Source organism: Brevibacterium sp. S22 (assembly GCF_004745485.1).
Classification (GTDB): Bacteria; Actinomycetota; Actinomycetes; order Actinomycetales; family Brevibacteriaceae; genus Brevibacterium.
The window spans coordinates 82,303-100,560 of sequence record NZ_RHFG01000009.1; the positions used below are offsets into that span (position 1 = coordinate 82,303).

Annotated in this window: 13 protein-coding genes; 4 read left to right on the forward strand and 9 right to left on the reverse strand. The window is 65.3% G+C overall.

The window, feature by feature from the left end:
• Window position 1: 1 nt before the first annotated feature.
• Window positions 2-775: an IclR family transcriptional regulator gene (locus EB835_RS09945; RefSeq protein ID WP_135809308.1), complete on the reverse strand. Its 774-nt coding sequence runs from the start codon at window positions 773-775 to the stop codon at window positions 2-4.
• 223 nt (window positions 776-998) lie between these two features.
• Here EB835_RS09945 and EB835_RS09950 point away from each other — a divergent pair, with 223 nt between their 5' ends.
• From EB835_RS09950 to EB835_RS09960, 3 genes are read left to right on the forward strand one after another with little or no spacing between them, the layout of a single operon-like run.
• On the forward strand, window positions 999-2,456 hold the full coding sequence (locus EB835_RS09950) for a benzaldehyde dehydrogenase (protein ID WP_135809309.1): 1,458 nt from the start codon (window positions 999-1,001) through the stop codon (window positions 2,454-2,456).
• A gap of 28 nt (window positions 2,457-2,484) precedes the next feature.
• Window positions 2,485-3,777: an MFS transporter gene (locus EB835_RS09955; protein WP_135809310.1), complete on the forward strand. Its 1,293-nt coding sequence runs from the start codon at window positions 2,485-2,487 to the stop codon at window positions 3,775-3,777.
• A 28-nt stretch (window positions 3,778-3,805) separates the two neighbouring features.
• Entirely contained in the window at window positions 3,806-4,960 is a 1,155-nt protein-coding gene (locus tag EB835_RS09960; protein WP_135809311.1) for a PrpF domain-containing protein, read from the forward strand.
• Between the two features lie 15 nt (window positions 4,961-4,975).
• On the opposite strand, the gene EB835_RS09965 is transcribed toward EB835_RS09960, so the two are convergent.
• The 7 genes from EB835_RS09965 to EB835_RS09995 form a co-directional block, all read right to left on the reverse strand.
• Window positions 4,976-7,744, reverse strand: a complete 2,769-nt coding sequence (locus EB835_RS09965; protein WP_135809312.1) for an ExeM/NucH family extracellular endonuclease — start codon at window positions 7,742-7,744, stop codon at window positions 4,976-4,978.
• A 182-nt stretch (window positions 7,745-7,926) separates the two neighbouring features.
• Window positions 7,927-8,841 carry an endonuclease/exonuclease/phosphatase family protein gene (locus tag EB835_RS09970; protein ID WP_168216688.1) on the reverse strand — a complete coding sequence of 305 codons (915 nt, stop codon included), beginning with the start codon at window positions 8,839-8,841 and terminating at the stop codon, window positions 7,927-7,929.
• Between the two features lie 35 nt (window positions 8,842-8,876).
• Window positions 8,877-9,557 carry an HAD family hydrolase gene (locus tag EB835_RS09975; protein ID WP_135809314.1) on the reverse strand — a complete coding sequence of 227 codons (681 nt, stop codon included), beginning with the start codon at window positions 9,555-9,557 and terminating at the stop codon, window positions 8,877-8,879.
• Entirely contained in the window at window positions 9,554-10,648 is a 1,095-nt protein-coding gene (locus EB835_RS09980) for an ABC transporter ATP-binding protein (RefSeq protein WP_135809315.1), read from the reverse strand. The genes EB835_RS09975 and EB835_RS09980 overlap by 4 nt, the downstream gene beginning before the upstream one ends.
• Window positions 10,645-11,508, reverse strand: a complete 864-nt coding sequence (locus EB835_RS09985) for an ABC transporter permease (protein ID WP_168216689.1) — start codon at window positions 11,506-11,508, stop codon at window positions 10,645-10,647. Before EB835_RS09985 ends, EB835_RS09980 begins: the two co-directional genes overlap by 4 nt.
• Before the next feature lie 26 nt (window positions 11,509-11,534).
• Entirely contained in the window at window positions 11,535-12,458 is a 924-nt protein-coding gene (locus tag EB835_RS09990) for an ABC transporter permease (RefSeq protein WP_205749910.1), read from the reverse strand.
• The gene (locus EB835_RS09995; protein ID WP_135809317.1) at window positions 12,455-13,594 is read right to left on the reverse strand and encodes an extracellular solute-binding protein; all 1,140 of its coding nucleotides are present in this window, start codon (window positions 13,592-13,594) and stop codon (window positions 12,455-12,457) included. The genes EB835_RS09990 and EB835_RS09995 overlap by 4 nt, the downstream gene beginning before the upstream one ends.
• A 339-nt stretch (window positions 13,595-13,933) precedes the next feature.
• Here EB835_RS09995 and EB835_RS10000 point away from each other — a divergent pair, with 339 nt between their 5' ends.
• Window positions 13,934-14,725, forward strand: a complete 792-nt coding sequence (locus tag EB835_RS10000; RefSeq protein WP_135809318.1) for a GntR family transcriptional regulator — start codon at window positions 13,934-13,936, stop codon at window positions 14,723-14,725.
• 91 nt (window positions 14,726-14,816) lie between these two features.
• Here the strand turns inward: EB835_RS10000 and EB835_RS10005 are convergent, their stop codons facing one another.
• Window positions 14,817-18,239: a proline dehydrogenase family protein gene (locus EB835_RS10005; protein ID WP_135809319.1), complete on the reverse strand. Its 3,423-nt coding sequence runs from the start codon at window positions 18,237-18,239 to the stop codon at window positions 14,817-14,819.
• Window positions 18,240-18,258 lie beyond the last annotated feature (19 nt).

Sequence of the window (18,258 nt, forward strand, 5' to 3'; positions counted from 1 at the left end):
CTCAGCCCGCGGAGACCTTGTCCTTGCCCGCCAGGTCCTGCGTGATCCTCGCCGAGGCGGTCCTCAGGGCCCGCATGATCGCGGGCACCCCTTTGCGGTGCTCCGAATCGATGACGACGCCGAGCCCGGCGATCGCCGCGCCGCCTGCGTCGAAGACCGGAACCGTGATGCCGGTGGTGCCCTCGTCGATGTGACCGGAGAGCTCGGCGAAATGGTGGGACCGGATCGTCGAGAACATCTTTCTCAGCTCTGCGGAATCCGTCGTCGTCTTCTCCGTGATCGCCGCCAACGGCCCGCGCAGATACGCCTCGCGCACATGCTTCGGCGCATAGGCCAACAGCACCAGCCCGCACGAGGAAGCATGAGCCGGCAGACGCCCGGCCGTCTTCGACCGGTGGATGACAGCATTCGGTGCCGACATCCGTTCGATGATGAGCACCTCGCGTTCCCGCAGGATACCCAGCTGGGTGTTCTCGCCGACGAATTCGTGCACGGCCATCATGTGCGGGCGGGCCACCGAGGCCAGATCGACGGCATCCGAGGCGCGATTCGACAGCTCCCACATTCCGACTCCGATCCGGATGCGGCCATTGGGGTCACGCTGCAGCAGATCATGACGCATCATCTCCCCGATGAGGCGGTAGGCCGTCGACTTCGGCAGCTCTGCACGCTCGGCGATCTCTTCGGTGCTCAGGCTCTGGTGATCAGGGTCGAAGGACGCGAGCACGCGCACGAGCCGATCGATCATCGAGTCACCGGAGGGAGAGTTCGCCATGCCCCGAATTCTAGCGGCCCTCACGGTGAATTCTCAATGAATGGGATAATTATGGATTCGGGTGGTGGGGATCACTACTCTGACGAGAGGTGCACCACAGTCCTTCGTCGATTGTGCTCGCAGACCAATTCGTCTCACGGAGCTGTACGTCGTTGCCGACACGCAGGCTCCACCGAAATCGCCACAGACATGACCCGCCACGAAGAAGAAGTGAGGACAGACAATGACTGATTTCCTGGGAACCGATTGGCACGAGAAGATCTTCACCGGCACCTGGACGGAAGGCTCCGGAGAGACCTACGACGTCATCGAACCCGCGACAGGGGAGACGCTGGGCCGCCTCGGTGGCGCCAGCGCCGACGACGTGAACTCAGCAGCGACCCGTGCCGCGGCCGCACAGAAGGAATGGGCACGCACGACCCCCGCCGAGCGTGCCGCGGTGCTGCGCCGCGCCGGCGCCCTGTGGGCCGAACACGCAGACGAACTCTCCGACTGGATCGTCCGCGAGGCCGGTTCCATTCCGGCTAAGGCGGCCCTTGAGATCAGCTCCGCCGAGCAGATCTGCTATGAATCCTCCGCACTGCCCAGCCACCCGAAGGGGCAGGTGCTGACCTCGAACGAACCGCGCTGGTCCTTCGCCCGCCGAGTTCCGGCCGGAGTCGTGTCCGTCATTGCCCCGTTCAACTTCCCGCTCATCCTCGGCATCCGGTCGGTCGCCCCCGCGCTGGCGCTGGGCAACGCGGTCCTGCTCAAACCCGACCCGCGCACCGGCGTATGCGCGGGCGTATCGATTGCGAAGATCTTCGCCGAGGCAGGACTGCCCGAAGGACTGCTCCAGGTCCTGCCCGGCGGGCTCGACGCAGGTGAGGCCGTCGTCGCCGCACCCGAAGTCTCCGTCATCTCCTTCACCGGATCCACCGCGGCCGGACGCAAGGTCGGCGAAGCCGCCGGCCGCCTCCTCAAGCGCTGCCACCTCGAACTCGGTGGAAACAACGCGCTCGTCGTCCTGCCTGGCACCGAGGTCGGTCCGGCCACCTCGGCGGGGGCCTTCGGATCGTGGATGCACCAGGGCCAGATCTGCATGACCACCGGACGCCACCTCGTCCATGAATCCATCTATGACGACTACGTCGAGCAGCTGGCCGAACGAGCCCGCAATCTGCCGGTGGGCAACCCCGCCACCGAGGAGGTCGCGATCGGGCCGATCATCGACGACAAACAGCGCACCCACGTCCGCGACATCCTCGACAAAGCCACCGCCGACGGTGCGACGCTCGTCGCCGGGGGACCCGGCGAAGGCGCCTTCGTTCCACCCACGGTGCTCACGGACCTCAGCCCTTCGAACCCCGCCTGGGCGCAGGAGATCTTCGGACCCGTCGCCCCGGTAGCCCGATTCTCGACCCTCGAAGAAGCCGCCGAGATGGTCAACGCCAGCGAATACGGCCTGTCCTTGGGCATCCTCGGCGATGTGGGCATGGCCATGGACCTGGCCGACCTCGTCGACACCGGCAAGGTCCACATCAACGAACAGACCGTCTCCGATGAAGCCAACGTCCCCTTCGGCGGGATGAAGGACTCCGGCAACGGATCCCGGTTCGGCGGGGCCGAGGCGAATATCGAGGCCTTCACCGAAACCCAATGGGTGACCATGCGCTCATCCATCGCGCCCTACCCATTCTGATCCGCACCACAACACCCCGGAGACACCGATGTCCGCACCCACTCCATCCGCATCCTTGACCCGCGTCACCCCTGCCGGACGCTGGCCGGCCGTCCTGTGCTGGCTGGCGGTCGCCCTGGAAGGCTTCGACCTCGTCGTCCTCGGCGCGGTCATACCCGAGCTGCTGGCTACCGAAGCCCTCGGATTCACCCCCGAGGCGGCTACGCTGGTGGCCACACTCAGCCTCGTCGGCGTCGGCCTGGGTGCGGTGTCCGTCGGCCCCGTCGTCGACCGGATCGGGCGGCGGTGGGCGATCATCGGATGCGTCATCGGCTTCAGCGTCTTCACCCTGCTCGTCGCCTTCGCCCCGAACGTCGCACTGTTCACCACCTACCGGTTCATCGCCGGACTGTTCCTCGGCGCTGTGATGCCCAGCGCACTCGCCTACATCAGCGAATACAACAAGTCCGGCAAGACCGGAAAGGCCACGACCCTGACGATGACCGGCTACCACGCCGGCGCCGTCGCGATCTCCCTGCTCGCCGTCGCCTACTCACACAACTGGCACCTGCTCTTCCTCGCCGGCGGCCTCGCAGGGCTGGCCATGGTTCCCCTCCTGATCTGGAAGCTGCCCGAATCCGAGGTCTTCCTCATCGCTCAGGAACTCAAACGCAATCCCGGAGCCGCCTCGGCGAAGGAAGCCGGAGCAGCCGATCCGACCGGTGCCGTCGACGCACAGGCGAAGACGGGAATGGCCGGACTCTTCGCAGGCAAGCTGGCGCTGGTGACCATCGGCGTGTGGGCGGCGAGCTTCATGGGACTCCTGTTGGTGTACGGACTCAACACCTGGCTGCCGAAGATCATGGCCGACGCCGGCTATGAGGTCTCGGACTCGCTCGTCATGCTCTTCGTCATGAACATCGGCGCCGTCGTCGGACTCGTCCTGGCCGGATGGCTGGCCGATAAGCACGGGACGAAGAAGATCGTGCTCATGTGGTTCATCCTCGCCGCGATCTTCCTCGCCGCACTGTCCATTCCGATGACCAGCCAGGTGCTGCTCAACATCGCCGTGTTCATCACCGGAGTCTTCGTCTTCTCCGCCCAGGTGCTCGTCTACGCCTTCGTCTCGGCCGTCTATCCGCCGCAGGCCAGAGGAACAGCTCTGGGCATGGCCTCGGGGATCGGGCGGATAGGCGCCATCGTCGGACCCTTCATCACCGGTGCCCTGGTCACCGCCGGCATCGCCTATCCGTGGGGCTTCTACCTCTTCGCACTCGTTGCGGTCCTCGGGTTCGCCTCCATGGTCATCGTGCCGAAGTCGGTGGATGCAGTCGGGCGGTGACGTCAGTGCCGTCGGCTAGTCTGGCTCCATGACTCGCTGGATCGAGGCCGCATTCGTTCGCGGCGGCACGAGCAAGGGACTGTTCTTCCGGGAGGATGCGCTGCCCGCACTGAGGGAGGACGGCGACACTTCCGAGCGGGATGCCGTGTTCACCTCGGCGATGGGATCCCCGGACTCCTTCGGCCGGCAGCTCGACGGGATGGGCGGAGGCATCTCCTCCCTGTCGAAGGTCATGATCGTGTCCGTTTCGACGCGGGAGGGCGCCGACCTCGACTACACGTTCGGGCAGGTCGCCATCGCCGAGGCGACCGTCGACTACTCCGGCAACTGCGGAAATCTGTCGTCGGGTGTCGTGCCGTTCGCGCTGTCGGCCGGTTTGGTTACGGCCGCCGACGGGTGGCACGTGTTCCGCCTGTTCAACACGAACACGTCGAAGTTCGTCGACGTCGGTCTGAATGTGGTCGACGGGCAGGCCGCTGTCGAGGGAGAACTGGTGCTGCCCGGAGTCAGCGACACGGGAGTCCCGATCGAACTCATCTACCCCGACCCTGCCGGCAGCCGGACCGGTGCACTGCTGCCGTCCGGAGTGGCACGCGAAGAGTTCGCGGTGGGCGGTGCGAGGTTCGAGGCCACGCTCGTCGATGCGACCCTGCCGCTGGTCGTCGTATCGTCATCGCTGGTGATGCTTCACGGCACGGAAACGCCGGAGGCCATCGACGCCAGCGCTCCGACGATGCGGCTCATCGACGAGCTGCGGCGGAAGGCAGCTGTGCGCATGGGGCTGTGCGAGACCCCGGAGACGGCACCCCAGGTCGTACCCAAGGTTGCGATCGTCAGCAATCCGCAGTCGACGAGACTCCTCGACGGCACCGAGCTTCCGGCCTCCGACGTCGACATCCTCGTCCGCGTCATCTCGATGGAGCAAGCCCACAAGGCTGTGCCGGGAACCGCCGCGATGTGCCTGGCCGCGGCCGCGCTGCTGCCCGATCGCGATTCGTTCGTCCGGTGCATCATCGAACGCAGCAATCCCGACTGGACCGGCCCCGAGGTGCGACTGGGCACACCATCCGGAGTGGTGACCGCCTCGGCGGTGTGGGACGACGAAGCGAAGACGGCGACGGCGACCTCCCTGTTCCGCACCGCGCGGGTGCTCATGGTCGGGAAGGTCGCCGTCAGCGACTGAGTCGTTTTCGGTGGCTCAGCCCAGGCGGCGTCGGCGGACGAGGAAGACGACGCTCGCGCCGATCACGATGAGTCCGGCAGCGATCGCCATCATCACCGTCGGGTCGGTGCCCGTCCGGGGCAGATTGCCTCCCGCTTCGCTGTCGGAGCCGCCGTCGCTCGAGCCACCGTTGCTCGCACTGTCACTGTCAGAGCCGGCGTTCGAGCCGCCGGCATCGGAGTCGGCGGTTGCACCGGCGGCCGAGCTTCCGGCATCGGCACCGTCCGAGTCAGAGCCCCCATCGTCCGAGTCCTCGTCGAAGAGCCCGACGATCACGGGATCGTGGTCGGAGGCACGGAACTGGTCCGCTGCGAAGAGATCGGCTGCGTTGTAGTTGAAGCGGCTGTACTCGAGGGCCAGCGCCTCCACGGAGTTGATGTTCCAGACATCGGCCCCGGTGATCGCGTCGAATCCGCTGGAAGGCAGGGCCGCCTCGGTGCCGGTGCTCTGTGCGTTCGCACCCGAGGAATCGAGGGCGAGCACATGGTCGAGACTGCCGGTGCGCGAACCGTAGACGTAAGTCGACTTATCCGTCTTCTCCGCGGCGACATCCTTGAAGCCGGCTTCGTAGAAGACCTGCATCGGATCCTCCTGCGTGTACGAGTTGAAGTCGCCGAGGAGGTAGACGTAGTCGCCGCCCGCGGCCTTCTGCCGGTCTCCGGCGAAGTCGACGAGCGCCTTCGCCTGCTTGACGCGGTCGGCGTTCGACGCACCCTGACCGTCACCACTGTCCTCATTGCCCGGTCCTTCGCCCGAACCCTTGGACTTGAAGTGATTCGAGACCGTCACGAAGGTCTTGTCCTTCTCCACCTCGCCGGAGGAGTCCTTCGGCGCGAACGCCTGGGACAGGGGTTCGCGGGCGTTGGAGAACGCATCCTGATCCTCAAGGATCGTCGATTCGCTCTGCGGGGCCACCTCGGCGGGCTGATAGATCAGCGCGGTTCGGATGACGTCCTCATCGGCGGGGACCGCGTCAGGGGAGGGGACGAACGCCCACTTCTCGGACCCAGCCGCCTCGTTGAGGCGATCGACGAGGATCTTCAGAGCGTCGTCGCGGTCATCGCCGAACGCAGCGGAGTTCTCGATCTCCATGAGTGAGACCACCGACGCATCGAGCTTGTTGATTGCGGTGACGATCTTCGCCTCCTGTCGCTTGAGGCTCTCGGCATTCGCGGCGCCGCGGGCATCGCAGCCGCCGCGGACAGTGATGTGGTTGCCGTCGCGGTCGTCGTAGTACTCGCACCCGTCGAGCTGGTCGCCGGTCGTGGTGAAGTAGTTGAGGACGTTGAAGCTCGAGAGGCTGACCTGCCCGCCTACGGATTCAGGGGAGTCGCTGCGAGTGTTTGTGAACGTGGTCGGCTGGACCGTCACGGCATTGTCCCCGGTCAAACGGGTGGTCGGCTGGAACCGCCACTTCTCGTGATCAAAGCCGAGCACCACCGGCGAGGTGAACGAGGCCTTCGCACCGACGCGGACAGGGGCGTCCTTGTTCAGGTAGGGCAGCGACACGTTCTTGTCGGATTTGAGGAAGTCCACGGTGGCGCCGTCGTCGAGGACGACCTCACGGTCGAGATTCTCCTCCTCCAGTGCCGTTGCTTCGGGACTGCCGGGGCGGTGGACGTCGGTGGGCTGGCCGAGGGTGCCCTCGCCGATGGCCAGGACGACCTCACCGTAGGTGTTCGTGTTGTAGTTGTCCGCGACGGTCAGCGCTTCGCCGGGCTGGAGGAGCATGCCTTCGAGGGATTCGCGCTTCTCGTCGCCGGTGGGGAAGGCGCCTTCGACGGGTTTGACAGCCTCGGCGGGTTCGTCGAGTGTGGTCAGCCCGCTGTCGGACACGGAGATCTGGGTCTGTCCGTAGTGTTCGGACACTTTGCCGGTGATCTCGACGTGGTCGTCGATGTTCACGTCGGCGACGGTGTCGGGGGAGTAGACGAAGATGCCGTCGGAGGCGGCGTCCGTCGCGTGATCGGCTCCGCCGGTGCCAGGGGTCTGAATGTAGTAGCCGTTCAGTCCGCCTTCGGGGTACGCGGCGGTGACGATGCCGCGGGTGGTCACCGTCTCGCCCTGCAGCGGGCTTTCCTCGCCCGTGCCCTGGACGTCGGCGATCGGGGTGACGCCTTCGGGGCTCTCGCCGTCTCCGCCGTCGTTGTCTCCGTCGTCGCCGCCGGGGAGGGCGTTCGGGGTGGGCGCGGCGGACGTCCAGGTGTCGCCGACGAGTTGGATCGAGTCTCCGCCCGAGGCGGTCGCGCCGGTGGGTTCAGCCTCCTGGTCGGTGACGGGGGCAGGGGTGAAGGTGTTCTTGGCGCCGGTGACTCCCTTGCCGTCGACGGTGCCGCCGATCTGCTGGAAGTCGATGAGCGCGCCGGATTCGTCGACGACGAAGGCGCTCGACCCGTACTCTCCGTCGGCGGCCGACCCGGCCTTGACGGAGTTCGTGATCGGCACTTCGACGGCCAACGCCCCGGAGTCGCCGACCGTCGTGTTCTCCGGCGCGGTGACGGTGTTCTCTTGTGCTTGAACGCTGCCGCCGCGGGTGACCGAACCGAAGGTCCATCCGGAGATGTCGGCGCTGGGTTCGGCAGCGATCTCGATGAAGTCCGTGTCGATGGAGTAGGCGATTTCGGAGATGTGGGTGTCGCCGGCGGCGGCGAAGCGAGACACCGCGTCCGCCGGACCGGCGGGGAGGATGAGAGCGGCCGCGAGGCCGAGCGCTGCGCAGGACGACGCCGTCTTGGAGACGTTCATAGGGGCCTTTCATGAGGACAGATCACAGCGCACGGATCGCGGCGCAATCTCTTGCACGATATCCGGATACACGTCGACAACGGTGTCGATCATGTGAATACGATGTGAACTGACTGTACTACGGCTTCGGATTCTGTGCCGTCATCAAGCGCATCCGCTGTGTCTCTCCTACAGGGATCCGATCAGCCGCGGAAAGCGAACCGCGTCTCAACCAGCTGGTGATCGGACGGGAAGCGGTTCTGCCGTTGGTTCGGGATGAGCTCGCAGCGGCCGCCCACATCGACGAACCCGTCTTCTTCTCGGCTTTCGGCACTACAGCCGCGCACCACGCTGTCGATGATGTCGAGGCCGCGGGAGAATATGAAATCGATGCGATCACGAGGTTCGGCACCGTCGGTGCGACCCGGTTCGGGCTTCTCTTCATGGCCGGCATGGGTGAGCGGTTCGATCGGCGACCAGGTATCGGCCGGCGCGGCGACGGGGTCGGGGTGGATCGCGCGGAAGGTGTCGGTGAATCCGGCTGACAGCAGTGCGTCGGGGGAGCGCCAGGCGATATCGGGACGGTCCGTACGCGCCGCCCAATCCCCGGTGGACGGTGTGTTGAAATCACCGCAGATGACGACGGGCAGGTCGGCCTCATCGACCTCATCGCAGATGCGGGCAGTCTCGGAGAGGATGTCTTCGATCTGCTGCAGTCGCGGAGCCTCCTCTGCATCGGCAACCTCTTGGCCCTCACCCTGCAGCGCTCGGTAGACCGCATACGGGTACGGTGCGAGGTGGACGGACCAGACGAGGACCCGCGGCGAGTCCGGCAAGGGGCGCACGAGTGCGGCCTGGGCGTAGGGCTGCGTGCTGGTGTCCACTGCAGTCAGCTGTCCGGTGCTGAGCACGCCTGTGTCCCATCCGCGCTGCGCAAGGTCCGCAAGGAGCTTCGGGGCCAACTTCTCTGCGGCGCTGCCCCAGCACTCCTGCAGTGCCAGGATGTCGGCCGGGAACTGCGCAGCGATTGCGTACTGTTTCTCCTGGCCGAAGTCGACTTCTCGACCGCCGTACCAGACGTTCCATGTCTGTAGGGTGAATGTGGTCTCAGCGGGCATGGGATCTTCTCCAATGATCGGCATCGGCGGGGTGGTCAGTAGTCGGAGTCGACGAGGAGCGTGCGGGTTCGGGAGTCGAAGTGCAGCTGGGCGAAGTGCCGCAGTCGCACCTCGCCGGCCAGTTCGATGCTGGGATCGCTGTTGACTCCGATCACGGTGCATCCGGCCGTGTGAGCTGCTCGGGAACCCACCGGTGAGTCTTCGAAGGCGACCACCGCCGAGGCGGCCAAGCCAAGTCGCTGTGCGGCCAGAAGATAGGGGTCCGGCGAGGGCTTGCCCTGGATGACGTCGTCGATCGTGATGATCGTGTCGAAGAAGTCGAGCATGCCCGCGCGTTCGAGGAGGCCGCACACATCGTCGCTGCGTCCGTTGCTGGCCACAGCGATCGGGATGCTGCCGGACAGTGCCGCCACGAGTTCGGGAGCCCCGGGCATGGGAGCGGCGACGTGTTCCAGAGCAACACTGTAGGCACGGTCGACCTCCTCTGCTGTCGGGGGTCGGACATGGCTGGGGGAGCCGAGGCTCTCATACACCTGCTGCAGTCGAGCCACGGCTTCGGCTGCAGTGAGACCGCGAAGCCCCTCGGCAGCGATGCCATCTGCGGCCATCGACTCCAGGTAATCTCCCATCAGCTCGATCCAGGGGGCTTCGGAGTCGACGAGGATTCCGTCGCAGTCGAAGACGGCACCGGAGAAGCCGGTGATGGAGTCGCTCATGCGGGGAGTCCTTCGGCGTTGTTGCGGTCCAGGCGCAGCGCGGGCTCGGCGGTGACGGATGCGTCGATGCGCAGTCCCGGACACATGGCATCGGCTTCGGCAGAGGCCAGCGACGCCGACCACTGGGGACTGTGGTCCCCGGGGAGCCCGAGGTGGACCATTGTGCGCTCACCGGTGTAGGTGCTGTGCTTGACCTCGAGGAAGCCATCCGGTGCTGCGGTGATCGAGAGGTTCTCGGGCCGGACGAAGACGGTGTCATCGGGTGTGGGTTCGACTGGCAGGCGGTCCCTGATCGTCCAATCGCGGTCGACGGCGAACTCATTGATCGATCCGACGAATCGGGCGACGAAGGCGGTGGCGGGGGAGGCGTACACCTCGTGAGGGGCGGAGTACTGCTCGATCCTGCCGTCGTTCATCACGGCCACTCGGTCGGCGATCGCCAGAGCCTCTCCCTGATCGTGGGTGATGAATACCGTCGTGGTGCCCAGCGCCTGCTGCACCCGACGGATCTCATCACGCAGGGAGGAACGGACCGAGGCGTCGAGCGCCGACAGCGGTTCGTCGAGAAGCAGGACCTTCGGCTGGGTGGCCAATGCGCGGGCCAGAGCCACACGCTGCTGCTGTCCACCCGAGAGCTGGTGCGGGAAACGGGTGCCCATGCCGGACAGTCCGCAGATCTCGAGGAGCTCCTCGGTGCGTCCGCGCCGTGCTCCGGCATCGACCTTGCGGATCCGCAGACCATATTCGATGTTGTCGCTGACACTGAGGTTGGGAAACAGGCTGTAGCTCTGGAACACCATGCCCATGTCCCGGCTGTTCGGCGGCAGCTTGAGCACGGATTCGCCGCCGACGAGCACGTCGCCTCCATTGACCGGTTCGAAACCGGCGAGGATGCGCAGGGTCGTCGTCTTGCCGCAGCCCGAAGGGCCGAGGAAACTGACCATGCTGCCGGCCTCGATGTCGATGTTGAAGTCCTTGAGCACCTCGGTGCTGCCATAGGACTTGTCCACGTGCTCGAAGCGCACGGACTCGGGCTCGCTCGACTGTTCGATGCCCGAGGGCGATGGTCGAGTGCGATCAAAAGTGGTCATGAGGTCACAGCGTCCTTTCTTGAGGCGGCGGCCGGGTCGTCGGCCTCGGTCTCGTCGTCTTCGCTCACAGCGTTCGGTCGGTGCCCGAAGCGTGATGCGCTCACCGTCGCAGCGGCCAAGAGCAGCCAGGTGGTGAGGTTGAGCAGCACTGACAGCGTGATCGAACCGCGGAAGTTCGTGCTCGAGAGCGTGTTGAGGAAGACCGGCAGGGTGTTGATCGACAGGGTCGCTGCCACCGTGTATTCCGCAATAGACAGAGCGAAAGTGAAGAAAAGGGAGAACATCACCGGTCCGCGGATATTGGGGATGATGACCCGACGCAACGTGGTGCCGAGTCCGGCGCCGAGGATCGACGAGGATTCGAAGAGGGTGCGCAGCGGCAGAGTGGACAGCCCGGCATCGATCGACCGGAAGGTGAAGGGCAAGCACAGGATGACGTAGGTGCCCACGAGCACGAGCGGCAGGTCCTGGGACTGCAGCATGGTGTTCAGCTGCATGCCGAGGCTGCCGCGCCCCTGGGATGCGAGGCTGCGCAGAACCGTTGAGAGTCCGGCGACGATCGCGATCGCCGGGACGACCAGCGGAAGGGTGCACAGGATGCTGAGCACCGATCGCAGCCGAGGCGCCCAGAGATGAACCGCGACGACAGCGGGAACTAACGTGACCACGAGAATGACGGCAGCGAGCACGGACACGATGAGGCTGCGCGTCAGCGGGGCCACGATCTTTCCGGAGTCGGCCAGGCCGGTGAGCCCGGATGTGGTGAAGCTTCCGTCGGCACGGAAGAACGAGTATGCCAGCGAACTCAGCAGGGGTGTGAGGATGAAGATCGCCAGGGCCACCAGTGGCAGCCATGCCAAGAACCTCCTCATCCGCGGGGAGCTGTTCAGGTGTTGAGCCACTTGGCGCTCCTCTTCGTCAGGGCATTGAAGGCGATGAGGACGATGACGGCGATCGCTCCCGTCGTCACACCCAGGGCCATAGCCACCCCTTCTCCGCCGGTGGCGGCAGAGCCTGCGAGCTGGCCGGCGATCTCGAGTGGGATGAGAGGAAAGCCGCCTGTGCCGATGAGCACCGCCGCCGAGGCGTGAGTGCCGAAGGCAGAGCCGAACAGCAGCAGCCAGGCGCCCAACAGAGCGGGGGTGATCACCGGCAGTCCGACTCGGCGCCAGAAGGTCAGATCGGTGCCGCCCAAGGAGGTGTTGGCCTCACGCCACTGCTGTCTGAGCGCGACGAAGCTGGGCAGCGTGAGCAGGATCATCGTGGGAATGAGGAAGTATTGGTACATGAGGATCAGACCCTTGACGCTGTAGAGCGTGAACGTCGAATCGACCGCTGTGATCAGCGCGGTGAAGTATCCGGTGTTGCCGACTGCAACGATGAAGGAGAACGCCAGGGGGACGCCTCCGTCGTTGGCCAACACGCTGGAGATGACTGCGGTGATGGAGTCGACGATCGTCGACTTCACGGTCGAGATCGCCCAGGCGCAGATGCCGCCGAAGACTGCGGCCACAGTGGCCGCGGTGAATGACAGCAGCAGGCTGTTGCCCAGGGCCATCGAGCGCGAACCCGAGCCCAGTGCGGTGTAATTGTCGAGGCCGAAGGTCTTCGTGCCCGGTTCGCTGCCGGGGACGAGAAACGATGTCGCCACCATTCCGACGATCGGGATCACGAAGAACAGCACGATGATGACGGTGATCGGCGTCAACGCCGTCCACGCCGGTGAGGGAGTTCGTTTGCGCCGTGGACCGGCCGGAGAGGGATCTTCTCCGGCCGGTCCACCGGTGTGCGACAGCGGTGCTGCGGTCATCCGATGGCTTTCGCCCAATTGTCGGCCAGGACCTTCTGCAGCGAATCCTGCTGTTTCTGAGTCGGTTGCGGCGCAGGGTTTTCGACAGCGTCATCAATGAGCTTCGACAGTGAATCGTCATCGACTGTGCCGGCGTCGACCATGGCGTCGAGCCTGCCGGGCTTGACATAGCCTTTGAGCAGCAGATTCTGTCCTTCGTCGCTGAAGACGAATTCCTGCCACAGGCGTGCGACGGCAGGGTGCGGTGCATCGTCGTTGACCGATGCCGCGTAGTAGGAGGCGACAGTGCCGTCTGACGGGATGGAGATCGACATGTCGACTCCGGAGTCATCGAGGTCGTCCGCCCACTGCAGGAGCAGGTAGTCCCAATTGATGGCGATCGGCGTCTCGCCGGTCTCGAATGTTCCGGCCTCGACCTCGGTTGGAACGAGATTGCCCTTGTCCGAGAGCTCTGCGAAGTAGTCGATGCCCGGCTGTATGTCATCGAGCGAGCCGCCGTTGGCCAGCGATGCCGCGACGACGGCCATGAAACCGGCTTCTCCCGTCGTCGGATTTCCACGCATGGCAACTTTGCCCTTGTATGCCGAGTCGAGCAGCTCCTCGAAGCTCGTGGGGCACTTCTTCACCGCTTCGGCGTCGCAGCCGATGGCCATGGTCCCGCCGAGGTGGTTGAACCAAGTGCCGTCCGGTGACTTCATGTTCTCGGGGATGTCATCGGTGGTTTCGGGGTAATACTCTGCGAGCAGACCTTCTTCGGCAGCGTCGACGGCAAAGGACTCGCCGGTGTCGAGATAGTCGAGAGAGGTCTCCTGCCCCTGCCTGTTCTTGACGGCGTTGATGAGGTCCTGGCTCGCGCCGGTCGAAGTGTCGTTGTTGACCTCGATGTCGTACTTCTTCGCGAACGCGTCGAGCAGCCCACCGTAGTTGGCCCAATCGGGGTAGAGGCCCATGACGTTGAGCGATCCCTCCGCCTGAGCCGCCTCGACGAGAGCATCCATGCCCCCGCCGTCTTCGACCGACGTCGCAGATCGCCAATTGGCGGATTCCTCGGATTCTCCGCTGCCAGCGCAGCCGGACAGAGCTGCCAGAGCGCCCAGTGCGAGGGCAGCGGTGACCTTTCGTGTGTGTTTGAGCATGGTCGTACTCGCCTTTCGGACTTGTGCGCAAGCGCATGTTGTTCTCGTTCGAGGTGATTCGATCCACATCCACGATAGGGAACTGGCGGCAGATAAACAACCTAGATCACTAGTGAGGATGCAATATCGAATACATCCTCACCAGTGAGGTGTGAACAGAAGGTGACCTGATAGCACCAGGTGGGTGAACATGTATCGCTCGCCTATCCCGCGAAATCAAAACGGATGAGGTGATTGCGTTCCTGGTGCCGCCGTCGGCGCAGGGCGTGGGGTAGCGTAGATGTACAGCATCGTATGCGGTGCTGAGAACGTCGGCGGGACTGGAAGGAGACTGAGGGTGTGACCGAGTCGCAGCAGCAGCCGCTTGGAGCGAGCGGGGCGCGGTACGAACAGATCGCGGAACAGATTCGCGAATCGATTCGCAACGGGACGCGACAAGTGGGCCAGAGCGTCGAGTCCGAAGCAGCATTGGCCGCCGAGTACGAAGTCGCGCCGGGAACAGTGCGCGAAGCTCTGCGACTGCTCGTCAGCGAGGGCACAGTGGGCGGTCGCAGGGGTGCTCGCAAGACAGTGCTGCGCAGACCTCGTCCGGCGGCAGTGGCTGAGGAGTTCCGCAGCTTCGCGCAATGGGCGAGTGCACACGGTCGCACTCCCGGTGGCCACGTCATCGAACAGAGCTGGCGGATTGCGGGAGATGAAGCGGCCGCGGCACTGAATGTCGACTCGCGTGCACGTGTGCTGCGGGTGCTGCGCGTACGGTTACTCGACGGGGAGAAGGTCATGGTCGAGAGGACCAGCTACCCCGAACACCTCGGCGAGTTGGTCGAGAAGGTACCCAATGACGCGCCCTCGGTCAGCCGGAGCCTCGCCCAACAGCACGGCATAGTGTTCGCCGGCGCCGACCATGTCTTCTCGGCTGCGGTCTGCGGCCAGCAGGACGCATCCCTCCTGGGCGTCGCCCGCGGGCGCCCGCTGCTGCGTCACTTGCGCCGCAGCCGCGATAGCGCGGGCCGGCCGCTGGAGATCTCCGAAGACCGATATCTCGCCAACATTCTGTCCGTGGCCATGTCGAACGGCCGCAATGTCAATCCGATCAGCTGGCTGACCGCCGACGAACAGAACTGGTTCTGAGGTCGCCGCAGACTGTGAGAAACCCCCAGAACTACCTGACGGCGGCTCAGCAACCTCGCGCAAGGTTGCTGAGCCGCCGTCAGGTAGTAATTCAGGAGGTGAGGGCGGCGGCGAGCTCGTGGAAGTCACGGCTCGGGTTGCCGAAGCGATGCAGCGTCATCGACACCGCCTGCTCCTGCACGTAGTACCGCAGCTCCACCCGGCCCGAAGTGGTCACCGGCTCATCGATGATCGCGACCTCCGGACGTGGTGCGGTCGCTGCCAGCAGCTCGTCCTCGAACCGTCCGAGGAGGCGGATGCGCGCCCCCACGGTGTCGTCGTAGCGACCTTGTGCGACCATCTCGGCGAACTCGGCAGCCGTCTCGGTGCGAGCAGGCACACCGGCATTCGTCACCGCGATCTTCACCTCGGCGGGCACATCCTCGGCGACGGACAGCTGCACCGTCGATCCCACGGTCGACGCCGCATGCAGAGACCGTTCGAGGTCGAACAGGCTCGCCTCGGCCGTGACGCGCAGAGTCACCGGGCGGGGGCGGTAGCGGAAGATGTTCGCCTCCGCGCGCAGACCCGTGTGGTCCTTCGCCGCGCCGAATTCGCGGTCGAACCAGCGCCGGTCGTCGGCCTTCGCCGCCTCGAGGTCCTGATCGCCGGAATCGGTGAAGTGTCCGAAGAGCATGAGGTAGTTCGGGCCACCCGCCTTCGATCCCAGCCCAACCGACGACTGCTTCCAGCCGCCGAAGGACTGACGTCGGACGATCGCACCGGTGATTCCGCGGTTGACATAGGCGTTGCCGACTTCGACGCGATCGAGCCAGGTGGCGACCTCCTCGGGGTCGAGTGAGTGGATGCCGCCGGTGAGGCCGAAATCCACGGCATTCTGGAACTCGATGGCCTCATCGAGATCCTTCGCATGCATGAGTCCGAGCACCGGACCGAAGACCTCGGTGAGGTGGAAGAACGAACCGGGCTTGACCCCGTCCTTGATCCCGGGGCTCCAAAGGCGCCCCGAATCGTCGAGCTGCTTGGGTTCGAGGAGCCAGGATTCGCCGGGCTCAAGCGTCGTCAGTGCCCGACGCAGCTTGTCCGAGGGATCCTCGGTCAGCGGGCCCATGGTCGACGCGAGGTTCGAGGGCCAATCGACGACCATCGACGAGGCGGCATCGATGAGCTGACGGCGGTAGCGCTCGGAATCGTAGGTCGATCCGACCATGATTCCCAATGAGGCGGCCGAGCACTTCTGCCCGGCGTGGCCGAAAGCTGAATACACGAGGTCGGCCATGGCGAGGTCCCGGTCTGCCGCCGGAGTGATGACCAGGGCGTTCTTGCCGGAAGTCTCCGCGTTGACGTGGAGTTCGGGCCGGAAGGACTTGAACATTGCCGCGGTCTCCGAGGCACCGGTGAGGATGACTCGGTCGACGTCCGGGTGCGAGACGAGATGCTGACCGAGCTCCCGTTCGATCGGGGCGCACAGCTGCAGCACATCCTTCGGCACGCCGGCCTCCCACAGGCAGTCGATGATGAGCGCCGAGCAGTGCGGTGTGGGCTTCGAGGGCTTGTGGATGACCGCGGATCCGGCTGCCAGTGCGGCCACCGTACCGCCGGTGGGGATTGCGATGGGGAAGTTCCACGGGGGAGTGATGACGACCATCTCATCCGGGGTGAATGTCGCACCCTCAAGGTTCTCAAGCTCCAGCGAGTTCAGCGCGTAGTAGCGGATGAAGTCGATGGCCTCGGACACCTCGGGATCGGACTGGGACGGCATCTTGCCGACCTCGGCGGCCTCCACGGCGATGAACTCACCACGACGGGCAGCGAAGATGTCCGCGGCCCGGTGGAGGATCTCCGCACGTCCGGCGGCTCCGAGTCCGCGCCATTCGGCAGCGGCGGTGCGACCGCGGGCGATCATCGCATCGAGCTCGGCCGCGGATTCGACCTTGGGCGCGTTCGGACGGTCATCGAGGTAGCCGGGGGCGGTCGCCTCGGCGATGATCGTGCGCACCCATTCCTGGTTGGCAGGAAGGGCCGGATCCGTGTCGGGCTCATTGAAGAAGCGCTCGGGGACCACCGAGGCGGCCGCGGCGGCCGCGGAATCCGCCTCGGCGGCGCGATCCTGGGTCCGGTTCGGCTCCGGAGCGGTCTCACCATCGGTGGCGATGATGGATTCGAGCTGTGCGACGGACGCGGTGAACCTGTCGGCTTCACGTTTGAACACGTCGTTGCCGTTGGCCAGGTCGAAGATGCCGGACATGAAGTTCTCGCTCGCCGAGTTCTCTTCGAGGCGGCGCACGAGGTAGGAGATCGCGACGTCGAACTCCTTCGGGTGCACGGCCGGGACGTAGAGGAGGAGGTCCCCGACGTCCTCGGTCACGGCCGCGGCCTGCTCGCTGGCCATGCCCTGGAGCATCTCGAATTCGACTCGTTCGGTCACCGCACGTTCGACGGAGAGATGGTGGGCGAAGGCGATGTCGAAGAGGTTGTGGCCGGCCACGCCGATGCGCAGGCCCTTCATCCTCTCCGGGGTGAACAGCCAGTGCAGGACCCGCTTGTAGTTCGCGTCCGTGGACTGCTTCGAATCACACGTTGTCGCAGGCCAGCCCGCGATTTCGGCATGCACGGTCTCCAGCGCGAGATTCGCACCCTTGACGAGGCGGACCTTGATCCCGACCCCGCCGTTCTCGACGCGGCGGGAAGCGAATTCGCTCAGCCGCTGCACCGCACCGAGCGCGTCGGGCTGGTACGCCTGGATGACGATTCCGGCCTCGAGATCCTTGAACTCCGGTTCGGAGAGCAGCCGCGTGAACACCGCGATCGTCAGCTCGAGGTCCTGGTACTCCTCCATATCGAGATTGACGAACTTCGCACCGGTCGGGGCCTTCGCTGCTTGGCTGTAGAGCGGGCGGAGGCGGTCGACGACGTAGTCGACGGTTTCGTCGAAGGCCCACATCGAGATCTGCGACGCCACGGAGGAGACCTTCACCGACACATAGTCGACATCGTCGCGGGCGAGCAGCCGGTGGGTCTGTTCCAGGTGGTTGTCGGCTTCGCCGTCACCGAGCACGGCCTCGCCGAGGAGGTTGATATTGAGTCGGTGACCGTCGGCGGTGAGCGCGGCCACGGCCTTGCCGAACTGCTTGTCCCGGGCGTCGACGACCATATGACCGACCATCTGGCGCAGGCGGGTGCGGGCGGCGGGCACGACGACCTGCGGGGCGATCTTTGCCAGGGCGGCACCGGCCTTGATCTGTGCGCGGTCGAGGTACGACATCGTCTGGGGAGCGAGCTTGCCGACCTCGGTCAGCGCGTCGGCGGCGGCGTGGACGTCATCGGTGCGCACGACCCGATCGACGAACCCGACGGTGAAGTCGAGGCCGTTGTCGTCGGAGAGGACGGCGGAGAGGCGTTCGGCCGCGGGGTTCTTCGCCGTGGTCATCGATGTCGACACCCGCAGCCACCGGCGAACGGTGTCGATCGACTGGGCAGTGAGCGTGTCGAGGTCGGTTTCGGTGTGCAGCAACTGTGCTCCTTCGGTGCTC